This is a genomic window from Legionella qingyii (assembly GCF_003990155.1).
In the GTDB taxonomy this organism is placed as follows: Bacteria; Pseudomonadota; Gammaproteobacteria; order Legionellales; family Legionellaceae; genus Legionella; species Legionella qingyii.
The window spans coordinates 60518-82941 of sequence record NZ_RZGX01000013.1; the positions used below are offsets into that span (position 1 = coordinate 60518).

Sequence of the window (22424 nt, forward strand, 5' to 3'; positions counted from 1 at the left end):
TTATTCCTAATCTTTATTCCATAAATGGAAAAATGGAGTAACAAATTTATCATTTAGGATTTGCTGCTTGATTATAGCAATGTCAGGCGCGAAATATCGATCGGTATCATAAGCGGCTACATGGGAACGAATCTGCTGATAAATTTCTTCTAATAATACTGATGATTTTAATGGTTTATGAAATTCAAATCCCTGTGCCGCCGCTAATAATTCAATAGCTAAAATCGTTGCAGTATTATCATTCATTTCATGTAAACGACGTGCAGCACTGGTTGCCATGGATACATGATCTTCTTGATTTGCGGAAGTTGGAAGACTATCTACTGAGTGTGGGTGAGCTAGTGCTTTATTTTCACTTGCACAGGCAGCTGCCGTAACATGGGCAATCATAAATCCCGAATTTAAACCACTTTCTTTAGTTAAAAATGCAGGTAATCTGCTGAAATTTTTATCAATTAGTAATGCAATACGTCGTTCAGCACTCGCTCCTATCTCAGCTATAGCCAAAGCAAGATTATCAGCCGCCATAGCAACTATTTCCCCGTGGAAATTACCTCCTGAAATTATTTGCTCTTGCTCGCTAAACACAAGCGGATTATCAGAAATCGCATTAACTTCAACCTCTAACGTCTCTCTTACAAATCGTATTTGATGCATTATTGCTCCCATAATTTGGGGTTGGCATCTTAACGAATAAGGATCTTGAACACGAGAGCAATGGCGATGGGCCTCGCGAATCTCGCTTCCAGCTAATAACTCCCTATAATATGCTGCAACATTTCTCTGTGCCTCATGTCCTCGTACTTTTTGAATGCGATCGTCAAATGGCACATCACTACCATTAGCCGCATCAACGGATAAAGCCCCAGCAATAAGTGCCGTTTCAAATAACTTTTCTGTCGTAAATAAAGCATTTAAAGCAATTGCAGTAGAGGTTTGCAGTCCATTAAGCAAAGCAAGACCCTCTTTAGCCTCTAATTCAATTGGTTTTAAACCCGCAATGTTTAATCCTTCAAGTGCGCTGATGACTATTCCTTGATATCGCACATCCCCCACACCCAGTAAAGGTAAAGATAAATGGGCTAAAGGAGCCAAATCGCCAGAAGCACCTACTGATCCTTTTGCTGGAATGCAAGGATATACTTTATGATTAAATAAAGAGATTAATGCTTCAATCAGCTCTAGACGAACTCCGGAATATCCTTGAGCTAGATTATTTATTTTAAGCAATAATATTAAAGCAACAATTTCATCTGATAATAGTTTCCCTGTGCCACAAGCATGAGAAAGTACGATATTTCGTTGCAATTGTTTCAGATTTTCTTCTGAAATTGTCTGATTTGCTAAAGACCCAAAACCAGTATTGATGCCATATACCGTTTTTTTGTCGAGAATTACTTTTTTAACTGTTTGATGTGATGCATGAATCCGCTCAAATGCCTCTTTAGCAAGAACACAAGTTAATTGTTTTGCTAAAATCTCTTTGATTGAATGCAAGTTCAATTCACCTGGTTGAAGAATAAAAGACTCTTGCATTAATTTACCTCCTTAAAAATAGGTTGGGTTTTTGCCCCATCCAGAGTACACAACTCAAACTAAGATCTTTTATTGGGACAAAACCCAACTACGAATCTATTCTAGGATTCCATAGGTAACCAAAGTGAGTTTTCCTTAGCGCATTTTTTTGCAAGCTCATACCCGGCATCTGCATGCCGCATCACTCCGGTTGCAGGATCATTATGAAGTACTCTTGCAAGGCGTTGTGCGGCTTTTTCAGTGCCATCAGCAACAATCACAACACCTGCATGTTGTGAAAATCCCATACCTACTCCACCACCATGATGGATGCTAACCCAGGTAGCACCACTTGCACAATTTAATAACGCATTAAGTAATGGCCAGTCAGAAACGGCATCACTTCCATCCATCATACCCTCAGTTTCGCGATTAGGGCTTGCTACTGAACCTGAGTCCAAATGATCCCGCCCGATTACAATAGGAGCTTTGACGTCACCATTGCGAACCATTTCATTAAAAGCTAAAGCTAAACGGGCTCGGTCTTTTAATCCAACCCAGCATATCCGTGCAGGTAAACCCTGAAATGCAATTTTCTTCTTCGCCATATCCAGCCAATTATGCAGATGTTTATTGTCTGGAATTAATTTTTTAACCATTTCATCGGTGGCATAAATATCTTCAGGATCTCCTGATAAAGCAACCCACCTAAACGGTCCAATACCTTCACAAAATAAAGGTCGAATGTACGCAGGAACAAAACCTTCAAATTTAAAGGCGTCTTTTTCTCCTGCTTCAAAAGCCATTTGCCTTATATTATTGCCATAATCAAAAACAGGAATTCCTCTTTTTTGAAATTCAAGCATTGCATGAACCTGTAGGGCCATGGATTTTTTCGCTGCAGCAACAACCTCTTCAGGTGCAGTCTTACGCATTTTTGTTGCTTGCTCTAATGTCCATCCCGCAGGAAGATATCCGTTTAAAGGATCATGAGCGCTGGTTTGGTCGGTGACTAAGGCGGGAGAAGCTCCTCGTTGAATCAACTGTGGAAAAATTTCAGCAGCATTTCCTAAAACAGCAACTGATAGAGGACTTTTCTTTTGACAGGATTCATTTATCCAGGCTAAAGCTTCATCTAAATCTGTTGTATAACAATCCAAGTATTTTGTATTAATGCGTTTTTCTATTCGTGACATATCACATTCAACGGCTAAAACACTCGCGCCTGCCATCGTACCCGCTAAAGTTTGCGCTCCTCCCATTCCTCCTAAGCCACCAGTTAATATCCAACGTCCTTCCAAACTCCCCTCGTAGTGTTTTTGAGCTGCAGACACAAAAGTTTCATAAGTCCCTTGAACAATACCTTGTGAACCTATATAAATCCAGCTTCCGGCAGTCATCTGGCCATACATCATCAAACCTTTTTTATCTAATTCATTAAAATGTTCCCAAGTAGCCCAGCGCGGAACCAGATTAGAATTAGCAATAAGGACACGAGGAGCATCCTCATGAGTGGTAAAAACACCAACAGGTTTTCCTGATTGAATTAATAGCGTCTGCTGATCATTTAATGTTTTTAGTACTTCTACAATTTTATTAAAGCATTCCCAATTGCGGGCAGCCTTCCCCAAACCACCATAAACGATTAGAGAATCTGGATCTTCTGCTACATTTGGATCAAGATTATTGCACAACATACGAAGTGCTGCTTCAGTAAGCCAACTTTTAGCTTGTTTTTCGCTGCCTTGACTTGCTCTAATTACACGCTTTGTCTTAAATTCTTCCATTAAAAATTCTCCATAGCGAACTAAAAATAGAAGCATCATACACCAGAGCTTTTTCAGAGCATAGATATCAATTTTGATAACTGGATGTAAGCGATATATCCTTTTGACTCTTTTATGAATATTCTATAATAATCGTGCAACCTGATCTCAGTAACGACAATTTTAACTCAACATGTCCTATAAGAAAACAGATTGTCTATGCTAGACTACATTACTATGTTATAATTGGTCCATGTTTACTTATCGATTTAAATAAAGTGCATACCAACTCTGAAAAACACCCAAAGTCACTCCGTATTTTTTTCGCAACTGAAATGTGGGAACGATATGGTTTTTATGTAGTGCAATCACTTTTAGCACTTTATTTAGCCTTACATTTCAAATGGCCAGACAAACAAGTGTATGCTTTGGTTGGGTCATTCACTGCATTGACTTATCTTTCACCGGTAGTAGGCGGGTGGATTGCGGATAAATTAATAGGTCAAAAACGCGCTGTTTTACTCGGTGCAGTTGTGCTCTTTGCAAGCTACTGTGTTCTATCACTAGTAGATAGCACAACTGTACTTACAGCAGCTCTTGCTGCAATTGCCGTAGGAACAGGGCTTTTAAAGCCCAATATTTCATCTCTTTTAGGAAATGAATATCTTATGGGTTCTGCACGTCGTGAAAGTGGCTTTACAATTTTTTATATGGGAATTACTACAGGTATCATTTTAGGAACCACGCTACCTAGTATTTTAAATGAGCACCTGGGTTGGATTGCCTCATTCACAAGCGCTGCAATCGGCATGATCGTCGCTTTTGGCGTTTTTTTATATGGCATCAAAAAATACAATATCAAAGACTATAATCCTTTTGTTTTTCAATATAAAAAGATTTTTGTGGCCATGTTCCTAATGATATTTTTATGGTCCTTATCGTTCTATATTTTAAACTCCCCTCAATTAGCGAATCTTATATTTGGACTTGTTGTATTGTTTTCAGCTGGATACATTTTATATTCTGTCAGTAGAGAAAATGCCAATCAATCGCGAAAAACTCTAGTAATTGGCTTGTTATGTATCATTTCAGTAGTATTTTGGTCTTTTTACTTTCAAATGTTTATGTCACTGACCCTGTTTATTTCACGCGTTGTTGAACCAACTTTTTGCGGCATTCAATTTCCAGCACCTTATTATGTAACTATTCAAAGCGTGGGCATGTTACTTATCGGTTACTTTCTAGCAAAGAAAAACCCCAAACTTAACATCGTTGAGCGCGGATTAAGTATTGGGAAAAAATTTCTACTCGCAATATTTATTACAACTGCAGCATATGCTGTTATTGCTTTTGTCAGTAATTTTACTGATAAAGGCACCCTGCTCTCGCCCCTTTTAATCATTCCAGCTTATTTAATGTTTTCATTAGCTGAGCTGCTTTTATCTCCAGTTGGATTATCTGCAATTACACTTCTTGCAGATAAAAACAAAGTAAGCACCTTAATGGGTATCTTTTTTGTTTCTCTTGGAATTGGGGGATTTTTATCAGGCAAACTGGCTTCACTAACAGCGATTCCTTCAGGCGAAACCAATATTGCTGTATTGAAAACGCTTTATGCCGCGGCATTTACTCAACAATTAGGAATACTATTTATTGCAGCTCTATGCTGTCTGATTTTATTTGCTGTGATTAAATTTTTATTAACTCATGTTCGTTTAAATGATTATCCAGACTCAGTCTTGGAGCCCATGTTCTCTATGCAAACCGATAAAAATATATCTTATTGATTTTTTGATATATTTTTTATCAAACCAGTATTTTGCCATTAAATGAATTGAGTGTATTCATTATAGCTCTTTTTATATAGGCAAAATACTGTTATTATTCAGCGCCTTTTATAATTGTTAGCTTATTTATGTCAGATAAAAACCCAATGTTAACGAAACTCTTACAGCTGCTTGATGATAATCAGGCAATCGACGTTAAAGTAATTGATGTTAAAAAACAAACAACAATTACAGACTATATGATTATTGCTTCAGGACGCTCCTCTAGACATGTTAAAGCAATTGCACAAAAAGTCATGGAAGATATGAAAGCTGCGGGTTCGCCAGCGATCAATTGCACTGGTCTAGAAACCGGTGATTGGGTGCTTATTGATTTTAATGACTTTATCATTCATGTTATGCAACCTGAATATAGACAATACTATAATCTAGAAGGTCTGTGGGAAGAACATCCCGAAAATTAAATATTTTACTCAATCGTTATGTTAAAAATCACCATCATTACTTTAGGCAATAAAATGCCAGACTGGGTTACCCAAGGCTCAAATGAATATGCCAAACGATTAAATGATGGTGTTCAACTTAAAATAATAGAAATACCTTTAATTCGACGCAGTAAATCATCGGACCTATCTCGGATATTAGAAAAAGAATCTGCGCTTATTAAAGAGGCCCTACCCAATAATGCACGAATTATCGCCCTCGAAATTGAAGGTAAGGCATTTAGCAGTGAAGAGTTAGCAATTAAGATATCTCAATTGCAACAGACAAGTAGCCATCTCTGCTTTATAATCGGTGGTCCTGAAGGACTCACTCAAGAAATACTTAAATTATGTGATGAACGTTGGTCTTTATCAAAACTTACTCTTCCCCATCCCTTAGTTCGTATTATTTTACTAGAAACCTTATATAGAGCTTGGTCTATTATTAATAATCATCCTTATCATAAGTAGCATTTATCACATTATAGTAGCTGTAACCTAAATATAGGTCCGAGGGGTCAAAACCCACGTTACACTGCATTTCATCCAGTCTGCAAGCACCAGAAATCTATAGTAAACCATTCCATTTTAAGTTACTATTCACGTCTTTAAGTCCAGCTTAACTGACTGTGCGTCAATGAGTCGAAATCAATCGTTCAAAAATTATAGGATAGAATCCCAGCATCAACTTTTTAGAATTAATTTGCTGGTTGCTTTTCTTATTATTTTATCTTTAATCCTTGTTCTAAGACTGGCATTTTTGCAAATTTCCGAATTCAAAAAATATCAAACCTTGTCGCTAAAAAATCAAATGAGTATTATTCCCATCGCGCCGCCACGAGGAGTAATCCTTGATAGGAATGGAGTCTTGCTTGCTGAAAACATTCCCGTTTATGTTCTGGAGATAATTCCCGAACATGTTAAAAACATGGATCAAACATTAGCTGAATTACAAAAATTGATTCCTTCAATTACAGAAGACGACATACAAAATTTCAAACGAATCCGAAAGCAAAACCGTTCTTTTGTCCCCATACCTGTTAAATTAAAATTAACGCAAGAAGAAGTAGCAATTTTTGCTATCAATCAATATCATTTTCCTGGCGTTAGCATTAAAGCGCGATTGATGCGCCACTACCCCTTAGGCGAAGTTACGGCCCATGTTTTGGGTTATGTTGGCAGAATCAATGTTGAAGAATTAAGATCCGTTGATCCAGCTAATTATCGTGCTACAAACTTTATTGGTAAAGCAGGTGTGGAAAAATATTATGAAGATGTGCTCCATGGTAAGGTTGGATACCAAATGGTTGAAACTGACGTAAGTGGGCGTACATTAAGAGTTGTTAACAAAATTAATCCTCATTCAGGCTCAAAACTCTACTTGAGTATTGATGTCCGACTTCAACAAGCGGCTTACGAAGCACTCAAAGATAAAAGAGGTGCTGTTGTTATGATTAATTCTAAAAATGGCGAAGTTCTAGCCATGGTGAGCTCGCCCAGTTTTGACCCTAATATTTTTGTTGGTGGCGTAAGTTCTAAAGAATACAAAAAACTATCAAATACATTACAAAGACCTTTATTTAATAGAGCTGTACGGGGAGTTTATCCACCCGCATCAACTATTAAACCATTTGTCGGTTTGGCAGGCCTGGATAAAGGGTTTATTACTACAGCGACAACAATTTATGATCCTGGTAAATATAAACTCCCTACTGCAAGTCATATTTATAGGGACTGGAAAAAAACAGGACATGGAATGATTAATTTTAAAAGAGCGATCACCGTTTCTTGCGACACCTATTTTTATCAGCTAGGCAATAAGATGGGCATTTCTAATATTGAAGATATGCTCGTAAAATTTGGTCTGGGTCATTTAAGTCATATTGATCTTTATGAAGAAGCCTCAGGTATCGTTCCAAGCCTACGATGGAAAAAGCAAACCAAAGGAGTCCCCTGGTATCCCGGAGATACCTTAATTACATCGATTGGCCAGGGCTTTATGCTCGCAACACCTCTACAAATGGCAAATGCCACCGCTTCGTTGAGTCAACATGGGCAACGATTCAGACCTCATTTATTAACAAAAACTGTAAATAGTGACAGTGGTGAGACAGAGCGATATAAACCTATCGAAGAATATCCAATTTACCTTAAAGATGAAGCAAATTGGGATATCGTTGCTGATGCAATGCACAACGTTTTAATCAGCAATGAAGGTACAGGTTATCGATTTGGACGCAACCCACCTTACCCTGTCGCTGGAAAAACCGGAACAGCCCAGGTATTTAGCGGCAGACAATATGAAAAAGCAAAATATGAGGATATTCCAGAAGCATTACGCGACAATTCATTGTTTATTGCATTTACTCCAGTTGAAAAACCTGAAATTGCACTTGCAGTGGTTGTAGAGAATGATGTTGCTGCTTCAATGGTTGCACGCAAAGTACTTGATGCTTACTATCAACTTTATCCGATGAAAACTTATGAACAGACGACACACTAAACCCGTTTATCGCTTCACTGCAAAATCACTCCATTTGGATTTTCCTTTATTAGGGCTATTGCTTTTATTAATCAGCTTTGGTCTTTTAATTTTGTATAGTGCATCTAATGCCAATTCAGGAATGATTTTACGACAATCAATGAGACTTGTTTTTGCATCACTCATTATGGTTGTGCTTGGTTTTATCCCCCCTCATAAGTATAAGATATGGACTCCATGGATCTATAGTATCGGATTAACCTTATTAATTGCCGTAATGCTTATGGGAAAAATAGGGAAAGGAGCTCAGCGTTGGCTTGAATTGGGTTTATTTCGCTTTCAACCTTCTGAAATAATGAAACTAGCTGTCCCTATGATGGCTGCATGGTACTTTGATCGACAAACACGACCCAGTAGTTTTAAATCTCTTGCTATCGCTGGACTTATTATCTGTGTCCCTGCACTTCTTATTGCAAAACAACCCGATTTAGGTACTGCGATTATGGTTGCAGCTGCAGGGCTTTGTGTTGTGTTTTTAGCTGGAATTCGGTTTAAAGTTATTTTGTTACTGATACTCCTGGTAGGTTCTGCTATTCCAGTAGCCTGGCATGTAATGCATGATTATCAAAAGCAACGAGTTTATACACTTCTTGATCCGGAACAAGATCCACTTGGAGCAGGCTATCACATTATTCAGTCCAAAATTGCTATTGGCTCAGGTGGCCTTGCTGGTAAAGGTTGGTTACAAGGAAGCCAGTCTCATCTTAATTTCTTACCCGAACATGCTACAGATTTCATCTTTGCAGTAACAAGTGAAGAATTCGGCTTTGCAGGAGGATTTGCAATTATTACACTCATTGTTTTAATTTCACTGAGAAGCCTGAATATCGCATCGAATGCACAAACGACATATACCCGCCTCTTAGCCGCAAGTCTTGCAATGTCTTTCTTTATGTCTGGATTTGTTAATATTGGTATGGTTATGGGGATTATTCCTGTTGTGGGCATTCCCTTGCCTCTAGTCAGCTATGGGGGTACGGCAATGGTTACCTTTTTAGCAAGCTTTGGGATATTAATGTCGATCAGCTCACATAAAATTTTATTCAACAGTTTAAGATAACTGTCAAAAGGACGTGCAGCCTAAGTGCATCGAATAAGCGCTCACTATTATAGGTCATTGCTAACGTAGTGAGGGATCTCCTGCCTATATGCCCTTTTTATATATAACGCTAAAAATCAGAAGATCTTTCGTCATAACCCCCTAAGGGTGACGTGAAATTCCGCTGCACTACCCTCAAGCAATACAAATTAAAGCAATGCGGCTACTTGTGCGTAACTTCGACGATGAATCATGCAAGGGCCAAGTCGATTTAATGCTTCCCGATGAGCAACTGTTCCATATCCTTTATGCTCTGAAAATCCATATCCAGGATAAATCGCATCAAGCGCTACCATTTCTGCATCTCGGAGCACCTTGGCAAGAATTGAAGCGGCACTAATTTCGGGGATCAAATCGTCTCCTTGCACAATTGCCTTACAAGGAATACTTAACTTGGGTATATGTATACCGTCAACCAGTACTTGATCTGGTTTGATTGGTAACGCTTCTACTGCTCTTTGCATTGCCAGCAAAGTTGCATGATGAATATTCAATGTATCGATTTCATCTACCTCTGCCCTGCCATAAGCATAAGCAAGGGCCTGTTCCTTTATTTTCACAGATAATAACTCGCGCTTTTTTGCGCTTAATTTTTTTGAATCTGCAAGCCCCTCTATCGGCTCTTTTAAAATAACTGCTGCTGTTACAACTGCACCAGCTAAAGGACCACGCCCTACTTCATCAACTCCAGCTATAAGCATAATATTCTTATTCCCTGTATCAAAATCAGTGTATTCATAGACATTAATGTTGGCCAATAATACTCTTTTAAAATTGATTTATCATCCAGGAAATGCGATCATTCGCACAAATAATTAACATATCTGAATTATAAATGAATAAGACTCGTTGTGCTGTGATTGGTGTAGGGTATCTAGGTAGGTTTCATGCACAAAAATATCAACTTCTTCCAAATGCAGAATTAATTGGGGTTTGTGATCTGAATCCAAAAGCGGTAGAAACTGTATCACAAGAACTGAATGTTGCTGGTTATAATGATTATTACGACTTATTTGACAAAGTTGATGCGGTAAGTATTGCGTCAACAACGAACAAGCATTTTGAAATCGCCAAAGCTTTTTTGGAACATGGCATACATGTTTTAATAGAAAAACCAATTACTGAAACTGTTGCTCAAGCAAATGAGTTAATTCAACTTGCTAAAAAACACCAGGTAAAACTTCAAGTTGGGCATCTTGAGCGTTTTAATTCTGCACGATTGGCTTTAGATGAATATTTAGAAACACCTTTATTTATCGAATCAGAACGATTAGCTCCGTTTAAACCTCGCGGAGCGGATGTTAATGTAATTCTTGATCTGATGATTCATGACATTGATATAATTCAAAATATAGTTAAGAGTCCTATAGTATCAATCTTGGCTCAAGGCACACCCATACTAACAACAGCAATTGATATAGCTAATGCCCGTATTACGTTTGCCAATCAGTGCGTAGCTAATCTTACCGCCAGTCGTGTAAGTTTTAAAACGGAACGGAAGACAAGAATATTCCAAAAAAACTCCTATCTCTCAATTGATTATCAAAGCAAAAAACTAGCAGTATTCAAAAAAGGTACAGGCGAAATGTTCCCTGGAATCCCTGATATTGTTCGCGAAGAAACAGAGTACGAGCAAGGAGATGCATTATTTGAAGAAATAAAATCATTCATCAAATGCATCCAAGAAGATAGTACGCCATTTGTGACTGGTGAAGATGGTCTACAAGCACTGAAGGTTGCAGAAACAATTACTTCGCTTATACACAATAACTTAATTGAACGTCATGCAAAAATTTAAGCGCATTGTTATTATTGCTGGTGAAGAATCTGGAGATGTTCACGCATCAGTTTTAATTCGCCAATTAAAAGCCACCTACCCCAATCTTGAAATTAGTGGAATTGGCGGTAGACACATGCAAGAAGCTGGAGCACATTTGATTTCAGATTTGGCTCATCTTGGTGTGACAGGACTTACAGCCGTTATCCGTAACCTTCATGTAATTCGCAAGGCATTTCTGGCAATTAAAAAACATTTAAATCAGCAAAAGCCGGATCTACTGATTCTAGTAGATTATCCAGGCTTTAATTTGAGACTGGCAAAATATGCAAAGCTTAAATTAGGTATTAAGATTCTCTATTACATCAGTCCTCAAATTTGGGCATGGAAAGCCAATCGTATTCACCTTATAAAGAAATGCATTGATCGAATGGCGGTTATTTTGCCTTTTGAAAAAATTTTATATGAAAAGGCTCAAGTTCCAGTAAATTTTGTCGGCCATCCTCTAGTAGAAAAAATAGCATCTGTTGATGAAAGTAAATCTCAGCGTACCGCATTAGGACTTCCTCAAGAGGCAAACATTTTTGCTCTTCTTCCGGGTAGTCGAGCTAATGAAATTAAGTATCATATGCCAGTTCTACGTGATACAGCCCTAATTTTGCAGCAGCGATATCCAAATTTACATTTTGTAATTCCTATTGCTGATACAATTAACCCAGAAAAAATCAAACACTATTTTTCTAATGTGAATTTACCTATTAGCTTTGTACAAGGTAAAGCACTAAACTGCATGGCTGCTGCAGATTTCATTATTGTTGCTTCAGGTACTGCATCCCTTGAGTGTGCTTTATTAGAAAAACCTATGTGTATTATTTATAAGTCTTCGTTCCTTTCCTATGTATTAGCCATGAGATTTATAAAAGTTAAATTTTTTGGTTTGTGCAATCTTTTAGCGAACAGAATGATCGTCCCTGAATTTTTACAATATGATTGCAACGCTCATGAACTAACTCGTTATGTTGATTATTTTTATAATGATCCAAGTCAACCGGAAAAAATGGTTGCCAATTTAAATAAAGTAAAAACCTCATTGTCTTCAGAAAAATCCGATCGCACATTATTTAATCTTGTGGTGAATGAATTGCTCGAAAAAAATGCATAGTTTTCTCTTAAAAATATAGAATATCAATTATGCTTCATGTACAATTAATTTTGCTTTCATTTTAAATGTTAGCAATTGGAATGTGTGATTTAATTAATAATAAGGAAGTTAAGATGACTGTCATTGAAACACCTGAAGCTACTTTAAGCATAACTAAACAAGACCAAGGTCTCCAAGATCTAGTCTACAATTTAGTCTCTCGTTTTCTCACTGAAAACAAAAGCAAAAACATTGACGATCTTTACGATATGATATTATCTGAAGTTGAGCCTCCACTACTGCAAGCAGTAATGGAAAAACGTCGTGGCAATCAACTGCAAGCTGCTAAGATGCTAGGCATAAGCCGCGGCACAATCAGAAAGAAACTCCAAAGATATTTTGGAACTAAATACTTCCGTTTAACTGACGAATAATAAATTTTAAATCAGAATTTACTTGTGTCTCTCAAAAAGGGCTCGTTTTTCGAGCCTTTTTTTTGCAATAAGCATTTCATCGTTTTAAGGATTATATGTAATGAAAAAAATAATGTATCTACCCCCCTTACTAAGCCTTCTAATTGCCTCCTGTGTGACTGACAAGCCCGATGTGATTGCAGATGATGCAGGTAATTTACATTACACTACCCCCTATCAAGATGATACAAGAGGACGCAATATTTTTCCCATGAAGAAAGACGTCCATGGTAAGAAACTCTTTATTTTTGACCCTAAAGCCTATGCATGGGCGGCATATGATGCACAGGGAAACAGAGTCATGACCGGTAGCGCTTCTGGTGGAATGGATTATTGTGATGATATTCATGAATCATGTCGCACAGTAACAGGAACCTATCATGTGTTCAATAAAAAAGGCGCTGACTGCAAATCCAATGAATACCCTATTGCCCGTGACGGTCATGTAGTTGGTGGAGCTAAAATGCCTTATTGCATGCATTTCCATGATGGCTATGCGATTCACGCAGCTTATGAAGTACCAAAATCCAATAGCAGTCATGGCTGTATCCGTGTCCTTCCTGGTGCGGCTAAATGGCTAAACGAGAATTTTATCGATGTAGGAACCACTGTATTAGTACTGCCGTACGCATAAAAAAATATCGGCGTTCAATAATCCTGGAAAATATTAAAGTCATTTTCCAGGATTTCTTTATCTTATTAAAAAATAACACTTATTGACACTTTAATGCACTTGTATAAAATGTGAAAAAAATATTTACAAGGAACCTTTAAGTATGTCTCTATCAAAATTAAATATTAATCTTTTAGTTGAAAAAATAACAGATCAATACATTAACCTCCATAGCTCGAACTATTCTGCCCTGCGCAACCCATGTATTCTCCCATCACCAGTCTCGGCTGTTACTCAAGAAGTTAACAAAGAGCTAACTGGTATTCTTAAGATTGATCAACAAGAATCAGCATCTCAATTAATATCAGATGCAAGTAAAAATCAACTACAATGCGATTTAGAAGAGAAAGAACGTGATCATCTCGAAGAGCAACAAGATTTACTTAAATCATCTCTATTAAAAAGTCATTTGCAACACATTAATGAGCAAAAAATCATAGCGGAACTAGAGATAAAAAAAGCTCAAGAGCATATTCAAAGACTTCAACTTCATTTAAAACGGATTAAAGAACAAAATATTATAAATAATCAAAAGAAAGAGGAAGTAACGCAGCATCATTCCCATCCATCAACTGAGGCATCGCCCCATAACCATACTCATCCAGAAGCAATAGAGCAGCATGTTAGAACCGAACATTCGCATCCAGAAGCAACAAAGCAAGACACAGCAACTACCCATGTTCACTCAGAAACTGCCCCTGATTCACAAACAACTCATAGTCATCCAAATACAACACAGCATGGACATCAAACAGCGGATCTTGAGTCTCAAAAAATAGAGCTTATTCAAAAAATACATTCACTCGAAATTAATTTATTAAGAGTCCAACAATTAAATCTTGAAACACGGCTTGAACAGTTCAAAAAAATAAGCCAAGAGCAAGTTGAGCTGACCAAGAGAACGGATCAAAGACGTGAGCGTGCTCACGCACGAGCTGCAAGAGAAAAAGCTCGTTCGACTGATGATCCAAATTTATTGCAACTTTCGCAACAAAACCGTAATGCACTGAAAGAAGCGATAAGAGAAGAACATAAAAGATTAAATCAAACAAAAGAAGAATTGATACAGAAAGCTAATGAGATAAGCTATCAAATTTACCTCAACCGGCTTGAGAATCTTTTATCCTCCGTAATAAAGGTAAGTTACCCAGAGCATCAGGCGCTAAAACAAATAATTCAACTCATGCAAGCCTATCTTGTAACAACAGCAGAGGAGAACAATAAAAAAGCCATCCTGGATAAAGAGTATCGTGCTAAGACCCGATTAATGCAACAAATGCGCGATAGTGAAAAAAGGATCGAACAATGCAAAACATCTAATCCGCAGTTGACATCCGCAAATTTAAATTTAGCAGAACAAAATAAACAATTAGAAATCACCATCGAAAACGCTCGCAACCATAGAAAGAATCTTTCTATAGCAGGATTACTTTTTCTTCTTTTTACAGGAGGGGCAACCGGAACTGGGATAGCTATTGAAGGTGGATTAGTCGCTCTAACCTCTTTAATTTTTGCTCCTGCTGCAGTACTTGCTTTTGTTACACTCAGTCTTTTCATTGCAGCATTAGTCTATGCAATCAAAACAAATATCGATGAAAATCAATTAAGCAAAAACAAATTAACCATGGAAGATAATCATGCAAAGATTGAGCAACAAAATAAGGACATAATTTCTTTAGAAAACACGATAATTCCCGATCTAAAAAGTGAAATCGACGCAACAGAACAAGAAATTAGTAAAGTAGCTAAAGACTATATGAACCTGCATCAACAAGCTGAATTACAATTGGGCCAGGCAAGAAAAGTAATGGTTATATATCCAAGCAGTCAGCTATTCACCAATGATCCCCTGCCTGAAGTTACTAATATTGAAGCATATCCATTTTTAATACAACCAACAGCTCCATTCATGGAGGAGCCAATTGGGCAAGCCAGTACTTATAATTGACCATAACCGAAGTGAAGTATCGGTATACTTTTATTAGGTTAATGACACATACTTTAGCCTATATCCCACGAAAAAACCGCGGGATATAGGCTAAAACTATTTTACGCCACAGATGAAACCAATAATCGATTCACACGATTTACAAAATCTGCAGGATTATCTAATTGACCACCCTCAGCTAAAACAGCTTGTTCAAACAACATGGTGACCCATAATTCAAATAAATCATCATCTTGAACATCATGTAAACGCTTAATAATTTGATGATCGGGGTTTATCTCAAAAACGGGTTTGCTCATAGGAACCTGTTGGCCAGCAGCCTGCAAAATACGTTGCATTTCTAATCCCATATCTTGCTCATCAGCAACAACACACGCTGGAGAATCAGTAAGCCTATTTGTCACCAGAACATCCTTAACTCGGGTATCTAAAACCTTCTTAATATGGTTTAACAAAGGTTCCAATGTCTTTTCCTGTTCTTTGATTTGTTCAGGTGACTCATCCCCTAACTCTACTTTACCCTTGGAAATAGAATGCAGTTTTTTCCCAGCATATTCACTCAGATAACCAACTAACCACTCATCGATTTTGTCGCTAAGGAGCAATACTTCAATTCCTTTTTTCTTAAAGATTTCCAAATGAGGACTATTTTTAGCCGCGTTATAACTGGAGGCGGTGATATAATAAATTTTATCCTGCCCTTCTTTCATACGACTCAGGTACTCATCCAATGTTGCTTCTTGCTTCTCAGAAGTTGCAGTTGTTGCAAAACGCAGCAATTTAGCAATTGTCTCTTTATTGGTAAAATCTTCAATCGGCCCTTCTTTTAAGACCAAACCAAATTCATTCCAAAATTTTTGATAGGTTTCTTTATCCTGGGTACTCATTTTTTCAAGCATGGATAAAACACGCTTTGTACATGCAGAACGAATGCTCTCTACTTGTTTGTTATCTTGTAAAATTTCTCGTGACACATTGAGTGGTAAATCACTTGCATCAACAATACCTTTTACAAAACGTAAGTAGCGTGGTAAAAATTGGGTGGCATCATCCATAATAAAAACGCGTTTAACATAAAGCTTTAAGCCATGTTTCGTTTCATGCTGCCATAAATCAAATGGTGCATGCGATGGAATATAGAGCAAAGAAATGTAATCATTCTTTCCTTCAACGTGGTTATGCGACCAAGTCAATGGATCCTGGAAATCATGAGAAATATGTTTATAGAGTTGTTTGTACTCTTCGTCAGTAATATCTGATTTTTGCATTGTCCATAAAGCAGTTGCCTTATTTACTGTTTCATATTCTTTTGACTCTTTATCATCCTCAGATATTTTTTTCATAGCGATGGGCCAACAAATGTGATCTGAGTATTTGCTAATAATGCTGCGTATACGCCAATTACTCAGGAACTCATCATTATCATCTTTAATATGTAAGGTGATTTCAGTACCTCGAGTTACTTTATTTTCAGAATCAATGGTAAACTCGCCTTCCCCCTTCGATTCCCAAATAATTCCCTCTTCAGGTTTCAAGCCCGCACGTCGGCTTTTAACGGTTACTTTATCAGCAACAATAAATGCCGAATAGAAACCCACACCAAACTGCCCAATTAACTGAGAGTCTTTTGCACTTTCTCCGGTTAAATGGCTCATGAATTCTTTAGTACCAGATTTCGCGATTGTACCTAGATTTTCAACAGCCTCATCCCAACTTAAGCCAATACCATTGTCTTTAATGGTTATAGTTTTTAGCTTTTCATTAACATCAACAGTAATTTTTAAATCAGAATCGCTTTCATACAGTGAGCCATTTGATAAAGCCAAAAATCTTAATTTATCTAATGCATCCGAAGCATTAGAAATTAACTCACGTAAAAATATCTCCTTGTTGCTATAAAGCGAATGTACTACCAAATGCAACATTTGCTTTACTTCTGTTTGAAAGCCCATGGTTTGTTGCTTACTCGACATTTACCTACTCTCCTATGACTAACACATTTTCTTATGATTTATTGTCATATAGGGTTTCAGTCGATAAATTTCAAGGGGAAACGAATGAAATTAATGTCACAAATTATTTATAATCAAATCCAGGCATGGTTAAGGTACCGCCGGAGTGAATAATTAATACATTACCTTTCAATTGTTGGGTTTTAATATAGTTCCTGGATGCGTAAAATAATTTGGCTGCATAGATGGGATCAGCCAAAATACCCTCCTCTCGCGCTAAACGTTTAACTTCATTTATAATGGTTTGATTCACAGAGCCAAAGGCTTTAGCAGTAGTAGGATAAAAGCAAAGAAAATTTTGAGGAATTAATTCAAGCCATAGTTTCAATTTTCCCCTAAATGTTGCCTCATTATCAGCTAATAGCAATACATGAATCTGTGCTGAATGATTTAATCGAGCCATCCCTTGGATGAGGGCCGCAGCAGAAAAACCTGTTCCTGCATCAATAAAAATATGTTGAAACGTCACCCCTAAAGTATGCTCATTTACACCAATATCATCAGCAAGAGTTGATGCGCCGCTCATTGCTTGTGGAACACTCGCACCTTCTTGCAATACAAATCCAGGTTCATTTAGAGTCTGTAAATAATCAGATGCCAATTCATTAACATTTGGCCAATCATCACGCTCAATCCAGACAATTTCCTGTTCCTCAAGGAATAAGCGGCTTAATTTATAATTTCCTCGTAATTCCAATTTCCACGGCTGAATCAAAAATGCAGTCACTTTCAGCTTGAATTCTCGGGCTAATTGTAACGCAGCAAGTAAATTATTAGATTGAGGTCCGGCAATAATAATTAAATGCTGAACCCCCTGATCAATTAAATAAGGAAAAAGGCTGGCATATTTACGTAATTTTGAACCACTAATTCCACAACCTAATTCATCATCTCTTTTAACATAGCAACTCACCTTGTCATCAGGAAATTGATTTAAACGATGTACTCGACTGGATAAATTCCACATAGATTAAACAAATTTTGAGACCTGGATGGAGCGCAGCAAAACCCGGGTTATATATAAAAATTTACGTTCCTGGGTTTCGTGGCGCTCCACCCAGGCTATAAATCATTTTGTCACATTAATGAGTATCTCTTACAAAATCGAGATGGCTAACAGTTGAAGTTGATTGATGAAACTTATAACCCAACTCATTAAATTGTTTAAGCTGCTCCAGATCATCAAATTGATTTTGCATGAGAAACTTAGCCATTGTTCCCCGTGCTTTTTTAGCATGAATACCAATCATTTTCAGCTGATCATTCTTTTTTTCATAAAAATTGATCGTAATAATCGGATAATTTAATCCCTTTGTATCTACAGCCTTAAAGTATTCATTAGACGCTAAATTAATCAATACTGGATTTTTTTGAGCTGCTAACTCTTGATTTAGTGCATCCGTTATTGTTTTTTGCCAAAAATCGTACAAACTCTTCCCAGCTGGATTCTGCAAATGAACCCCCATTTCAAGCCGGTAAGGTTGGATATTATCCAGAGGTTTTAATACGCCATAAAGCCCAGACAAGATGCGCAAATGATTTTGCGAATAGTCAATCGTCGTTTGTTCCCAGCTTGCAGCTTTTAAACCTTGGTACACATCTCCCTGAAAAAGAAGTAATGCAGGATATGCATGTGATGAGCCTGTATTGTCCAAACAAAAATCTTGATAACGTTTATAATTTAATTCGGCCAAATCCTTGGATAAATCCATCAAAGCAGCTATATCAGCTACTGATTTAGATTTCATCAGTTTAACTAGACTATTGGTTTTATCAACAAACATAGGATTGGATGTCGTTCCAGAATAAGGCTTGGAACTATTTAATAATTTTTTAGCTGGTGATAATAAAATTAGCATAATCAGTCCGTAGAAACTTAACGTGGTGCAGTACCAGGAACCATACCTACCCGTGGTCTAAAAACATAAATTGTTATAGGTTCACTCTTATCAATCACATTTCCCTCAGCATCCATTACTTGCACTGCCAAGGAATGAGAGCCCCGGTACATCCCTTTTATTTCAAAGGTTAGATTTGTTTGCGGTTCACCAAGAGCAACATCATCATAAAGCAGTTGTAACTTATCTCCAGGAAGCAAGTCAGGCTCAATTTGAGCAGTGACCATGACAAAACCTTGATTGTTACGAACCGTTGCACCACTTGCAGGTTCAGCAATTGCAATTTTGGTATAAGAATGCTTTAACTTCACTATATCAGGATGGTCAGTTTGTTCCGGTTCTTGCGTTGAAGCTTGAGAGGTTGAGGAGGCTGGTGATGAAAAACTTTGTGAATCAGGAATAGTCACAGTTTCAGCTCCCGGATGGGGAGTATCACTGAAATGAACATTGCCCTGACTGTCAGTCCATCTGAAAATTTGCGTAGCATAAGATACGCAAATTACCATCATCAATGACAGAGAAACAAAAAATTTACTCATCACCACTTATTCCTAGAGGCTGTAATATAATTCAAACTCATAAGGATGGGTCAGGCTTCTTATTTTACTTATTTCCTCTTCTTTCATGCTGATGTAGTTATTAATAAAATCTTGACTAAATACATCACCTTGTAATAAGAAATCATGATCCATTTGTAAATTTTCCATAGATTGTTCGAGAGAAGCACAAACTGTAGGTACATCAACAAGTTCTTCTGGCGGTAAATCATAAAGATCTTTATCCATAGCCTGACCTGGATGAATTTTTCTTTGGATACCATCCAACCCAGCCATCATCATAGCGGCAAATGCCAGATATGGATTTGCTGTAGGATCAGGGAAACGTACTTCGATACGACGCGCTTTAGGATTATTCACATGAGGAATACGAATCGCAGCAGAGCGGTTTCTTGCTGAATATGCCAATAGAACTGGAGCCTCGAAACCAGGAACCAGTCGTTTGTAACTATTGGTTGATGGGTTAGTAAATGCATTTAAAGCACGCGCGTGCTTGATTATTCCACCTATGTAATAAAGAGCAGTTTCTGAAAGACCACCATATTGATCGCCAGAAAACAGGTTCACACCATCTTTAACTAGTGATTGGTGACAATGCATACCACTTCCGTTATCACCCACTAATGGTTTTGGCATGAAAGTAGCTGTTTTTCCATAATTATGAGCTACGTTATGAACTACATATTTTAAAATCTGTAATTCATCTGCTTTCTTGGTTAATGTATTAAATCGAGTCGCAATTTCACATTGGTTTGCTGTAGCCACTTCATGATGATGTGCTTCGACAACGATTCCTAAAGATTCAAGAGTTAAGCTCATCGCAGAACGCATATCGTGGGAGGAGTCTACTGGTGGAACCGGGAAATAACCGCCTTTTATCGATGGACGATGTCCTATATTACCCCCTTCTAACTCTTTTCCTGAAAACCATTGTGCTTCTTCTGAGTCAATTTTATAAAAAGAGCCACCAATGGTTGTTTCCCATTGTACGCTGTCAAAAACGAAGAATTCGGGCTCAGGTCCAAAAAGGGCGGTGTCTGCAATACCAGTAGATTGCAAATAAGCTTCAGCACGTAAAGCCAATGATCTGGGACAACGTTCATATCCCATCATTGTTTTGGGATCAACTACATTGCATCGAATAAATAAAGTGTTGTCTTGGAAGAAAGGATCCGGTTTGATTGTTTGCAGATCAGGCATCAAAGCCAAGTCGGATTGGTGGATTTTTTGCCAACCTTTAAAGGAAGAGCCATCAATCATTTTTCCATTTTCAACAAAATCATTATCAACTGCTGAAACTGGCATTGTTATATGCTGCTCTTTACCACGAATGTCCGTAAATCGCAGGTCTATTAATTTGGCATCATGTTCCTTAATTGCCTCTAGTACCGTATTTTTGCTCATTATTGCTCTCCAGGATAGTCTGGTTGTATAGTGTACCTTAAGTGACTTATTAAACCCAATAGATTACACTCTATGTTTTAACATAAACCATAAAAAACTATGGGTGCTTACCAATATCAGGCGCTTCAAAAAAATGGCAACACAGCAAAAGGCGTCCTAGAAGCAGATTCTGAGCGTCATGCACGCCAACTATTGCGTGATCAAGGATTAATTCCAACTCAAATCCGTGTGTTGACTCAACAACGTTCAGGTAGTCAAACTAAAAGCAAAATTTCTGCCGCGGATCTCGCTCTGTTTACACGACAGTTGGCTACATTGCTTGCTGCCGGTATTCCAGTTGAAGAATCATTACGTGGAGTGAGTGAGCAAACAGAAAAAGATAAAGTCAGGGAACTGATTATAGGTGTGCGCGCAAAAGTGCTTGAAGGTTATGGGCTAGCACAGGCGATGGCCCAGTTTCCTCACGCCTTTCCTGAGTTATATCGTGCTACTGTGGGTTCTGGCGAACAAACGGGCCACCTAGATGTGGTTTTAGAAAAATTAGCGGACTATACTGAAAATCAACAGATAACAAAGCAGAAAGTTCAGCAAGCATTGATTTATCCGCTTATCATGATCATTGTTTCCATTGCGATTATTTCATTTTTGCTAAGTTTTGTAGTACCAAAAATCATTGAAGTGTTCACCAGCGGCGGACAAACCCTGCCTGAAATGACCCTATTGTTAATTAATATAAGTCACTTCATTAGAGATTATGGTCTTTATACTTTAATTGCTCTTATTCTTATGTTTATTGCCTTTAAAAAAAGTCTCGCTAATGAAAAAATCAAAACATCCTGGCATCGTCTATTGTTGAAGCTGCCTATAGTGTCGTATTTGGTAAAAACAGTTAATGTTTCGCGTTATATACATACTTTTGGTATACTTTTTGCTGCAGGAGTGAGTGTTCTAGAGACAATGCGTGTTGCAGCAAGTCTTGTAACCAATGTCGTTATGCGGCAGGCTTTTGACTCTGCTACTCTAAAAGTTAGAGAAGGATGTGGTATTAACGAAGCGTTAAAAGATACGGGTTATATTAGTCCGATGGCAATCCATTTAATTGCTAGCGGTGAAAAAAGTGGCCAATTGTCAAATATGATGGAACGCGCAGCTGTTCATCTTGATAATGAAGTCAAACGGTTAATTGATACCTCATTAACGTTATTGGAGCCGATGGTGATTCTTTTGATGGGTGCGATCGTTTTATTTATTGTTTTAGCCACTTTATTACCTATTTTTTCAATGGAGCAGTTAATTACTTAAATTTTAAAACTTGTAGTCTGGTGAAGTTCAGGTTGTGCACTTCACTCA

Annotated in this window: 19 protein-coding genes; 11 read left to right on the plus strand and 8 right to left on the minus strand. The window is 37.6% G+C overall.

Features of this window, described 5'->3' with window-relative positions; genetic code table 11:
* Positions 1-6: 6 nt before the first annotated feature.
* Positions 7-1536 carry a histidine ammonia-lyase gene (gene hutH / locus ELY20_RS10700; protein WP_110142351.1) on the minus strand — a complete coding sequence of 510 codons (1530 nt, stop codon included), beginning with the start codon at positions 1534-1536 and terminating at the stop codon, positions 7-9.
* A gap of 101 nt (positions 1537-1637) precedes the next feature.
* Positions 1638-3302 carry a urocanate hydratase gene (hutU, locus tag ELY20_RS10705; protein WP_110142352.1) on the minus strand — a complete coding sequence of 555 codons (1665 nt, stop codon included), beginning with the start codon at positions 3300-3302 and terminating at the stop codon, positions 1638-1640.
* A gap of 257 nt (positions 3303-3559) precedes the next feature.
* Here hutU and ELY20_RS10710 point away from each other — a divergent pair, with 257 nt between their 5' ends.
* The 5 genes from ELY20_RS10710 to rodA all read left to right on the plus strand — a co-directional run bounded on the left by ELY20_RS10710 (position 3560) and on the right by rodA (position 9152).
* Positions 3560-5068: a peptide MFS transporter gene (locus tag ELY20_RS10710; protein ID WP_267900606.1), complete on the plus strand. Its 1509-nt coding sequence runs from the start codon at positions 3560-3562 to the stop codon at positions 5066-5068.
* Between the two features lie 128 nt (positions 5069-5196).
* Positions 5197-5532 carry a ribosome silencing factor gene (rsfS, locus tag ELY20_RS10715; protein ID WP_110142353.1) on the plus strand — a complete coding sequence of 112 codons (336 nt, stop codon included), beginning with the start codon at positions 5197-5199 and terminating at the stop codon, positions 5530-5532.
* Between the two features lie 18 nt (positions 5533-5550).
* The gene (gene rlmH / locus ELY20_RS10720; protein WP_110142354.1) at positions 5551-6021 is read left to right on the plus strand and encodes a 23S rRNA (pseudouridine(1915)-N(3))-methyltransferase RlmH; all 471 of its coding nucleotides are present in this window, start codon (positions 5551-5553) and stop codon (positions 6019-6021) included.
* A 166-nt stretch (positions 6022-6187) separates the two neighbouring features.
* Positions 6188-8053 (plus strand): penicillin-binding protein 2, encoded by a 1866-nt coding sequence (mrdA, locus tag ELY20_RS10725; protein ID WP_110142355.1) that lies wholly within the window; start codon positions 6188-6190, stop codon positions 8051-8053.
* Positions 8034-9152, plus strand: coding sequence for a rod shape-determining protein RodA (gene rodA / locus ELY20_RS10730; protein ID WP_110142356.1), 1119 nt, complete (start codon positions 8034-8036; stop codon positions 9150-9152). Before mrdA ends, rodA begins: the two co-directional genes overlap by 20 nt.
* A 188-nt stretch (positions 9153-9340) precedes the next feature.
* On the opposite strand, the gene rnhB is transcribed toward rodA, so the two are convergent.
* Positions 9341-9892, minus strand: a complete 552-nt coding sequence (gene rnhB / locus ELY20_RS10735; RefSeq protein WP_110142403.1) for a ribonuclease HII — start codon at positions 9890-9892, stop codon at positions 9341-9343.
* A gap of 134 nt (positions 9893-10026) precedes the next feature.
* Here rnhB and ELY20_RS10740 point away from each other — a divergent pair, with 134 nt between their 5' ends.
* The 5 genes from ELY20_RS10740 to ELY20_RS10760 all read left to right on the plus strand — a co-directional run bounded on the left by ELY20_RS10740 (position 10027) and on the right by ELY20_RS10760 (position 15203).
* Complete coding sequence (locus ELY20_RS10740) at positions 10027-10989, plus strand: Gfo/Idh/MocA family protein (protein ID WP_110142357.1); 963 nt, start codon at positions 10027-10029, stop codon at positions 10987-10989.
* Positions 10976-12130, plus strand: a complete 1155-nt coding sequence (gene lpxB, locus ELY20_RS10745) for a lipid-A-disaccharide synthase (RefSeq protein WP_110142358.1) — start codon at positions 10976-10978, stop codon at positions 12128-12130. The genes ELY20_RS10740 and lpxB overlap by 14 nt, the downstream gene beginning before the upstream one ends.
* 113 nt (positions 12131-12243) lie before the next feature.
* On the plus strand, positions 12244-12543 hold the full coding sequence (locus ELY20_RS10750; protein WP_058469069.1) for a helix-turn-helix domain-containing protein: 300 nt from the start codon (positions 12244-12246) through the stop codon (positions 12541-12543).
* A 100-nt stretch (positions 12544-12643) separates the two neighbouring features.
* A complete protein-coding gene (locus ELY20_RS10755; protein WP_110142359.1) occupies positions 12644-13216 on the plus strand; it encodes a L,D-transpeptidase in 573 nt (190 codons plus the stop codon).
* A 142-nt stretch (positions 13217-13358) separates the two neighbouring features.
* Positions 13359-15203, plus strand: a complete 1845-nt coding sequence (locus tag ELY20_RS10760; RefSeq protein ID WP_110142360.1) for a hypothetical protein — start codon at positions 13359-13361, stop codon at positions 15201-15203.
* A gap of 101 nt (positions 15204-15304) precedes the next feature.
* On the opposite strand, the gene htpG is transcribed toward ELY20_RS10760, so the two are convergent.
* The 5 genes from htpG to glnA all read right to left on the minus strand — a co-directional run bounded on the left by htpG (position 15305) and on the right by glnA (position 21074).
* Complete coding sequence (gene htpG, locus ELY20_RS10765) at positions 15305-17176, minus strand: molecular chaperone HtpG (protein ID WP_110142361.1); 1872 nt, start codon at positions 17174-17176, stop codon at positions 15305-15307.
* A gap of 103 nt (positions 17177-17279) precedes the next feature.
* On the minus strand, positions 17280-18182 hold the full coding sequence (locus tag ELY20_RS10770; protein WP_110142362.1) for a pyridoxal-phosphate dependent enzyme: 903 nt from the start codon (positions 18180-18182) through the stop codon (positions 17280-17282).
* Positions 18183-18297: 115 nt separating this feature from the next.
* Positions 18298-19074, minus strand: a complete 777-nt coding sequence (yaaA, locus tag ELY20_RS10775) for a peroxide stress protein YaaA (RefSeq protein ID WP_110142363.1) — start codon at positions 19072-19074, stop codon at positions 18298-18300.
* 17 nt (positions 19075-19091) lie between these two features.
* Entirely contained in the window at positions 19092-19652 is a 561-nt protein-coding gene (locus ELY20_RS10780) for a DUF4124 domain-containing protein (protein ID WP_110142364.1), read from the minus strand.
* A gap of 12 nt (positions 19653-19664) precedes the next feature.
* The gene (glnA, locus tag ELY20_RS10785) at positions 19665-21074 is read right to left on the minus strand and encodes a type I glutamate--ammonia ligase (RefSeq protein ID WP_110142365.1); all 1410 of its coding nucleotides are present in this window, start codon (positions 21072-21074) and stop codon (positions 19665-19667) included.
* A gap of 99 nt (positions 21075-21173) precedes the next feature.
* On the opposite strand from glnA, the gene lspF reads away from it, so the two are divergent.
* Positions 21174-22376 carry a GspF family T2SS innner membrane protein variant LspF gene (gene lspF / locus ELY20_RS10790; RefSeq protein ID WP_110142366.1) on the plus strand — a complete coding sequence of 401 codons (1203 nt, stop codon included), beginning with the start codon at positions 21174-21176 and terminating at the stop codon, positions 22374-22376.
* Positions 22377-22424 lie beyond the last annotated feature (48 nt).

Excerpts from the sequence above, each read along its gene's own strand:
- ELY20_RS10740 (WP_110142357.1), top strand. The coding sequence starts at position 10,027 with ATGAATAAGACTCGTTGTGCTGTGATTGGTGTAGGGTATCTAGGTAGG.
- ELY20_RS10780 (WP_110142364.1), bottom strand. The coding sequence starts at position 19,652 with ATGAGTAAATTTTTTGTTTCTCTGTCATTGATGATGGTAATTTGCGTA.
- mrdA (WP_110142355.1), top strand. The coding sequence starts at position 6,188 with ATGAGTCGAAATCAATCGTTCAAAAATTATAGGATAGAATCCCAGCAT.
- lpxB (WP_110142358.1), top strand. The coding sequence starts at position 10,976 with ATGCAAAAATTTAAGCGCATTGTTATTATTGCTGGTGAAGAATCTGGA.
- hutH (WP_110142351.1), bottom strand. The coding sequence starts at position 1,536 with ATGCAAGAGTCTTTTATTCTTCAACCAGGTGAATTGAACTTGCATTCA.
- rnhB (WP_110142403.1), bottom strand. The coding sequence starts at position 9,892 with ATGCTTATAGCTGGAGTTGATGAAGTAGGGCGTGGTCCTTTAGCTGGT.
- ELY20_RS10755 (WP_110142359.1), top strand. The coding sequence starts at position 12,644 with ATGAAAAAAATAATGTATCTACCCCCCTTACTAAGCCTTCTAATTGCC.
- rodA (WP_110142356.1), top strand. The coding sequence starts at position 8,034 with ATGAACAGACGACACACTAAACCCGTTTATCGCTTCACTGCAAAATCA.
- hutU (WP_110142352.1), bottom strand. The coding sequence starts at position 3,302 with ATGGAAGAATTTAAGACAAAGCGTGTAATTAGAGCAAGTCAAGGCAGC.
- htpG (WP_110142361.1), bottom strand. The coding sequence starts at position 17,176 with ATGTCGAGTAAGCAACAAACCATGGGCTTTCAAACAGAAGTAAAGCAA.
- rlmH (WP_110142354.1), top strand. The coding sequence starts at position 5,551 with ATGTTAAAAATCACCATCATTACTTTAGGCAATAAAATGCCAGACTGG.
- ELY20_RS10760 (WP_110142360.1), top strand. The coding sequence starts at position 13,359 with ATGTCTCTATCAAAATTAAATATTAATCTTTTAGTTGAAAAAATAACA.
- ELY20_RS10770 (WP_110142362.1), bottom strand. The coding sequence starts at position 18,182 with ATGTGGAATTTATCCAGTCGAGTACATCGTTTAAATCAATTTCCTGAT.
- lspF (WP_110142366.1), top strand. The coding sequence starts at position 21,174 with ATGGGTGCTTACCAATATCAGGCGCTTCAAAAAAATGGCAACACAGCA.
- ELY20_RS10750 (WP_058469069.1), top strand. The coding sequence starts at position 12,244 with ATGACTGTCATTGAAACACCTGAAGCTACTTTAAGCATAACTAAACAA.
- yaaA (WP_110142363.1), bottom strand. The coding sequence starts at position 19,074 with ATGCTAATTTTATTATCACCAGCTAAAAAATTATTAAATAGTTCCAAG.
- glnA (WP_110142365.1), bottom strand. The coding sequence starts at position 21,074 with ATGAGCAAAAATACGGTACTAGAGGCAATTAAGGAACATGATGCCAAA.
- rsfS (WP_110142353.1), top strand. The coding sequence starts at position 5,197 with ATGTCAGATAAAAACCCAATGTTAACGAAACTCTTACAGCTGCTTGAT.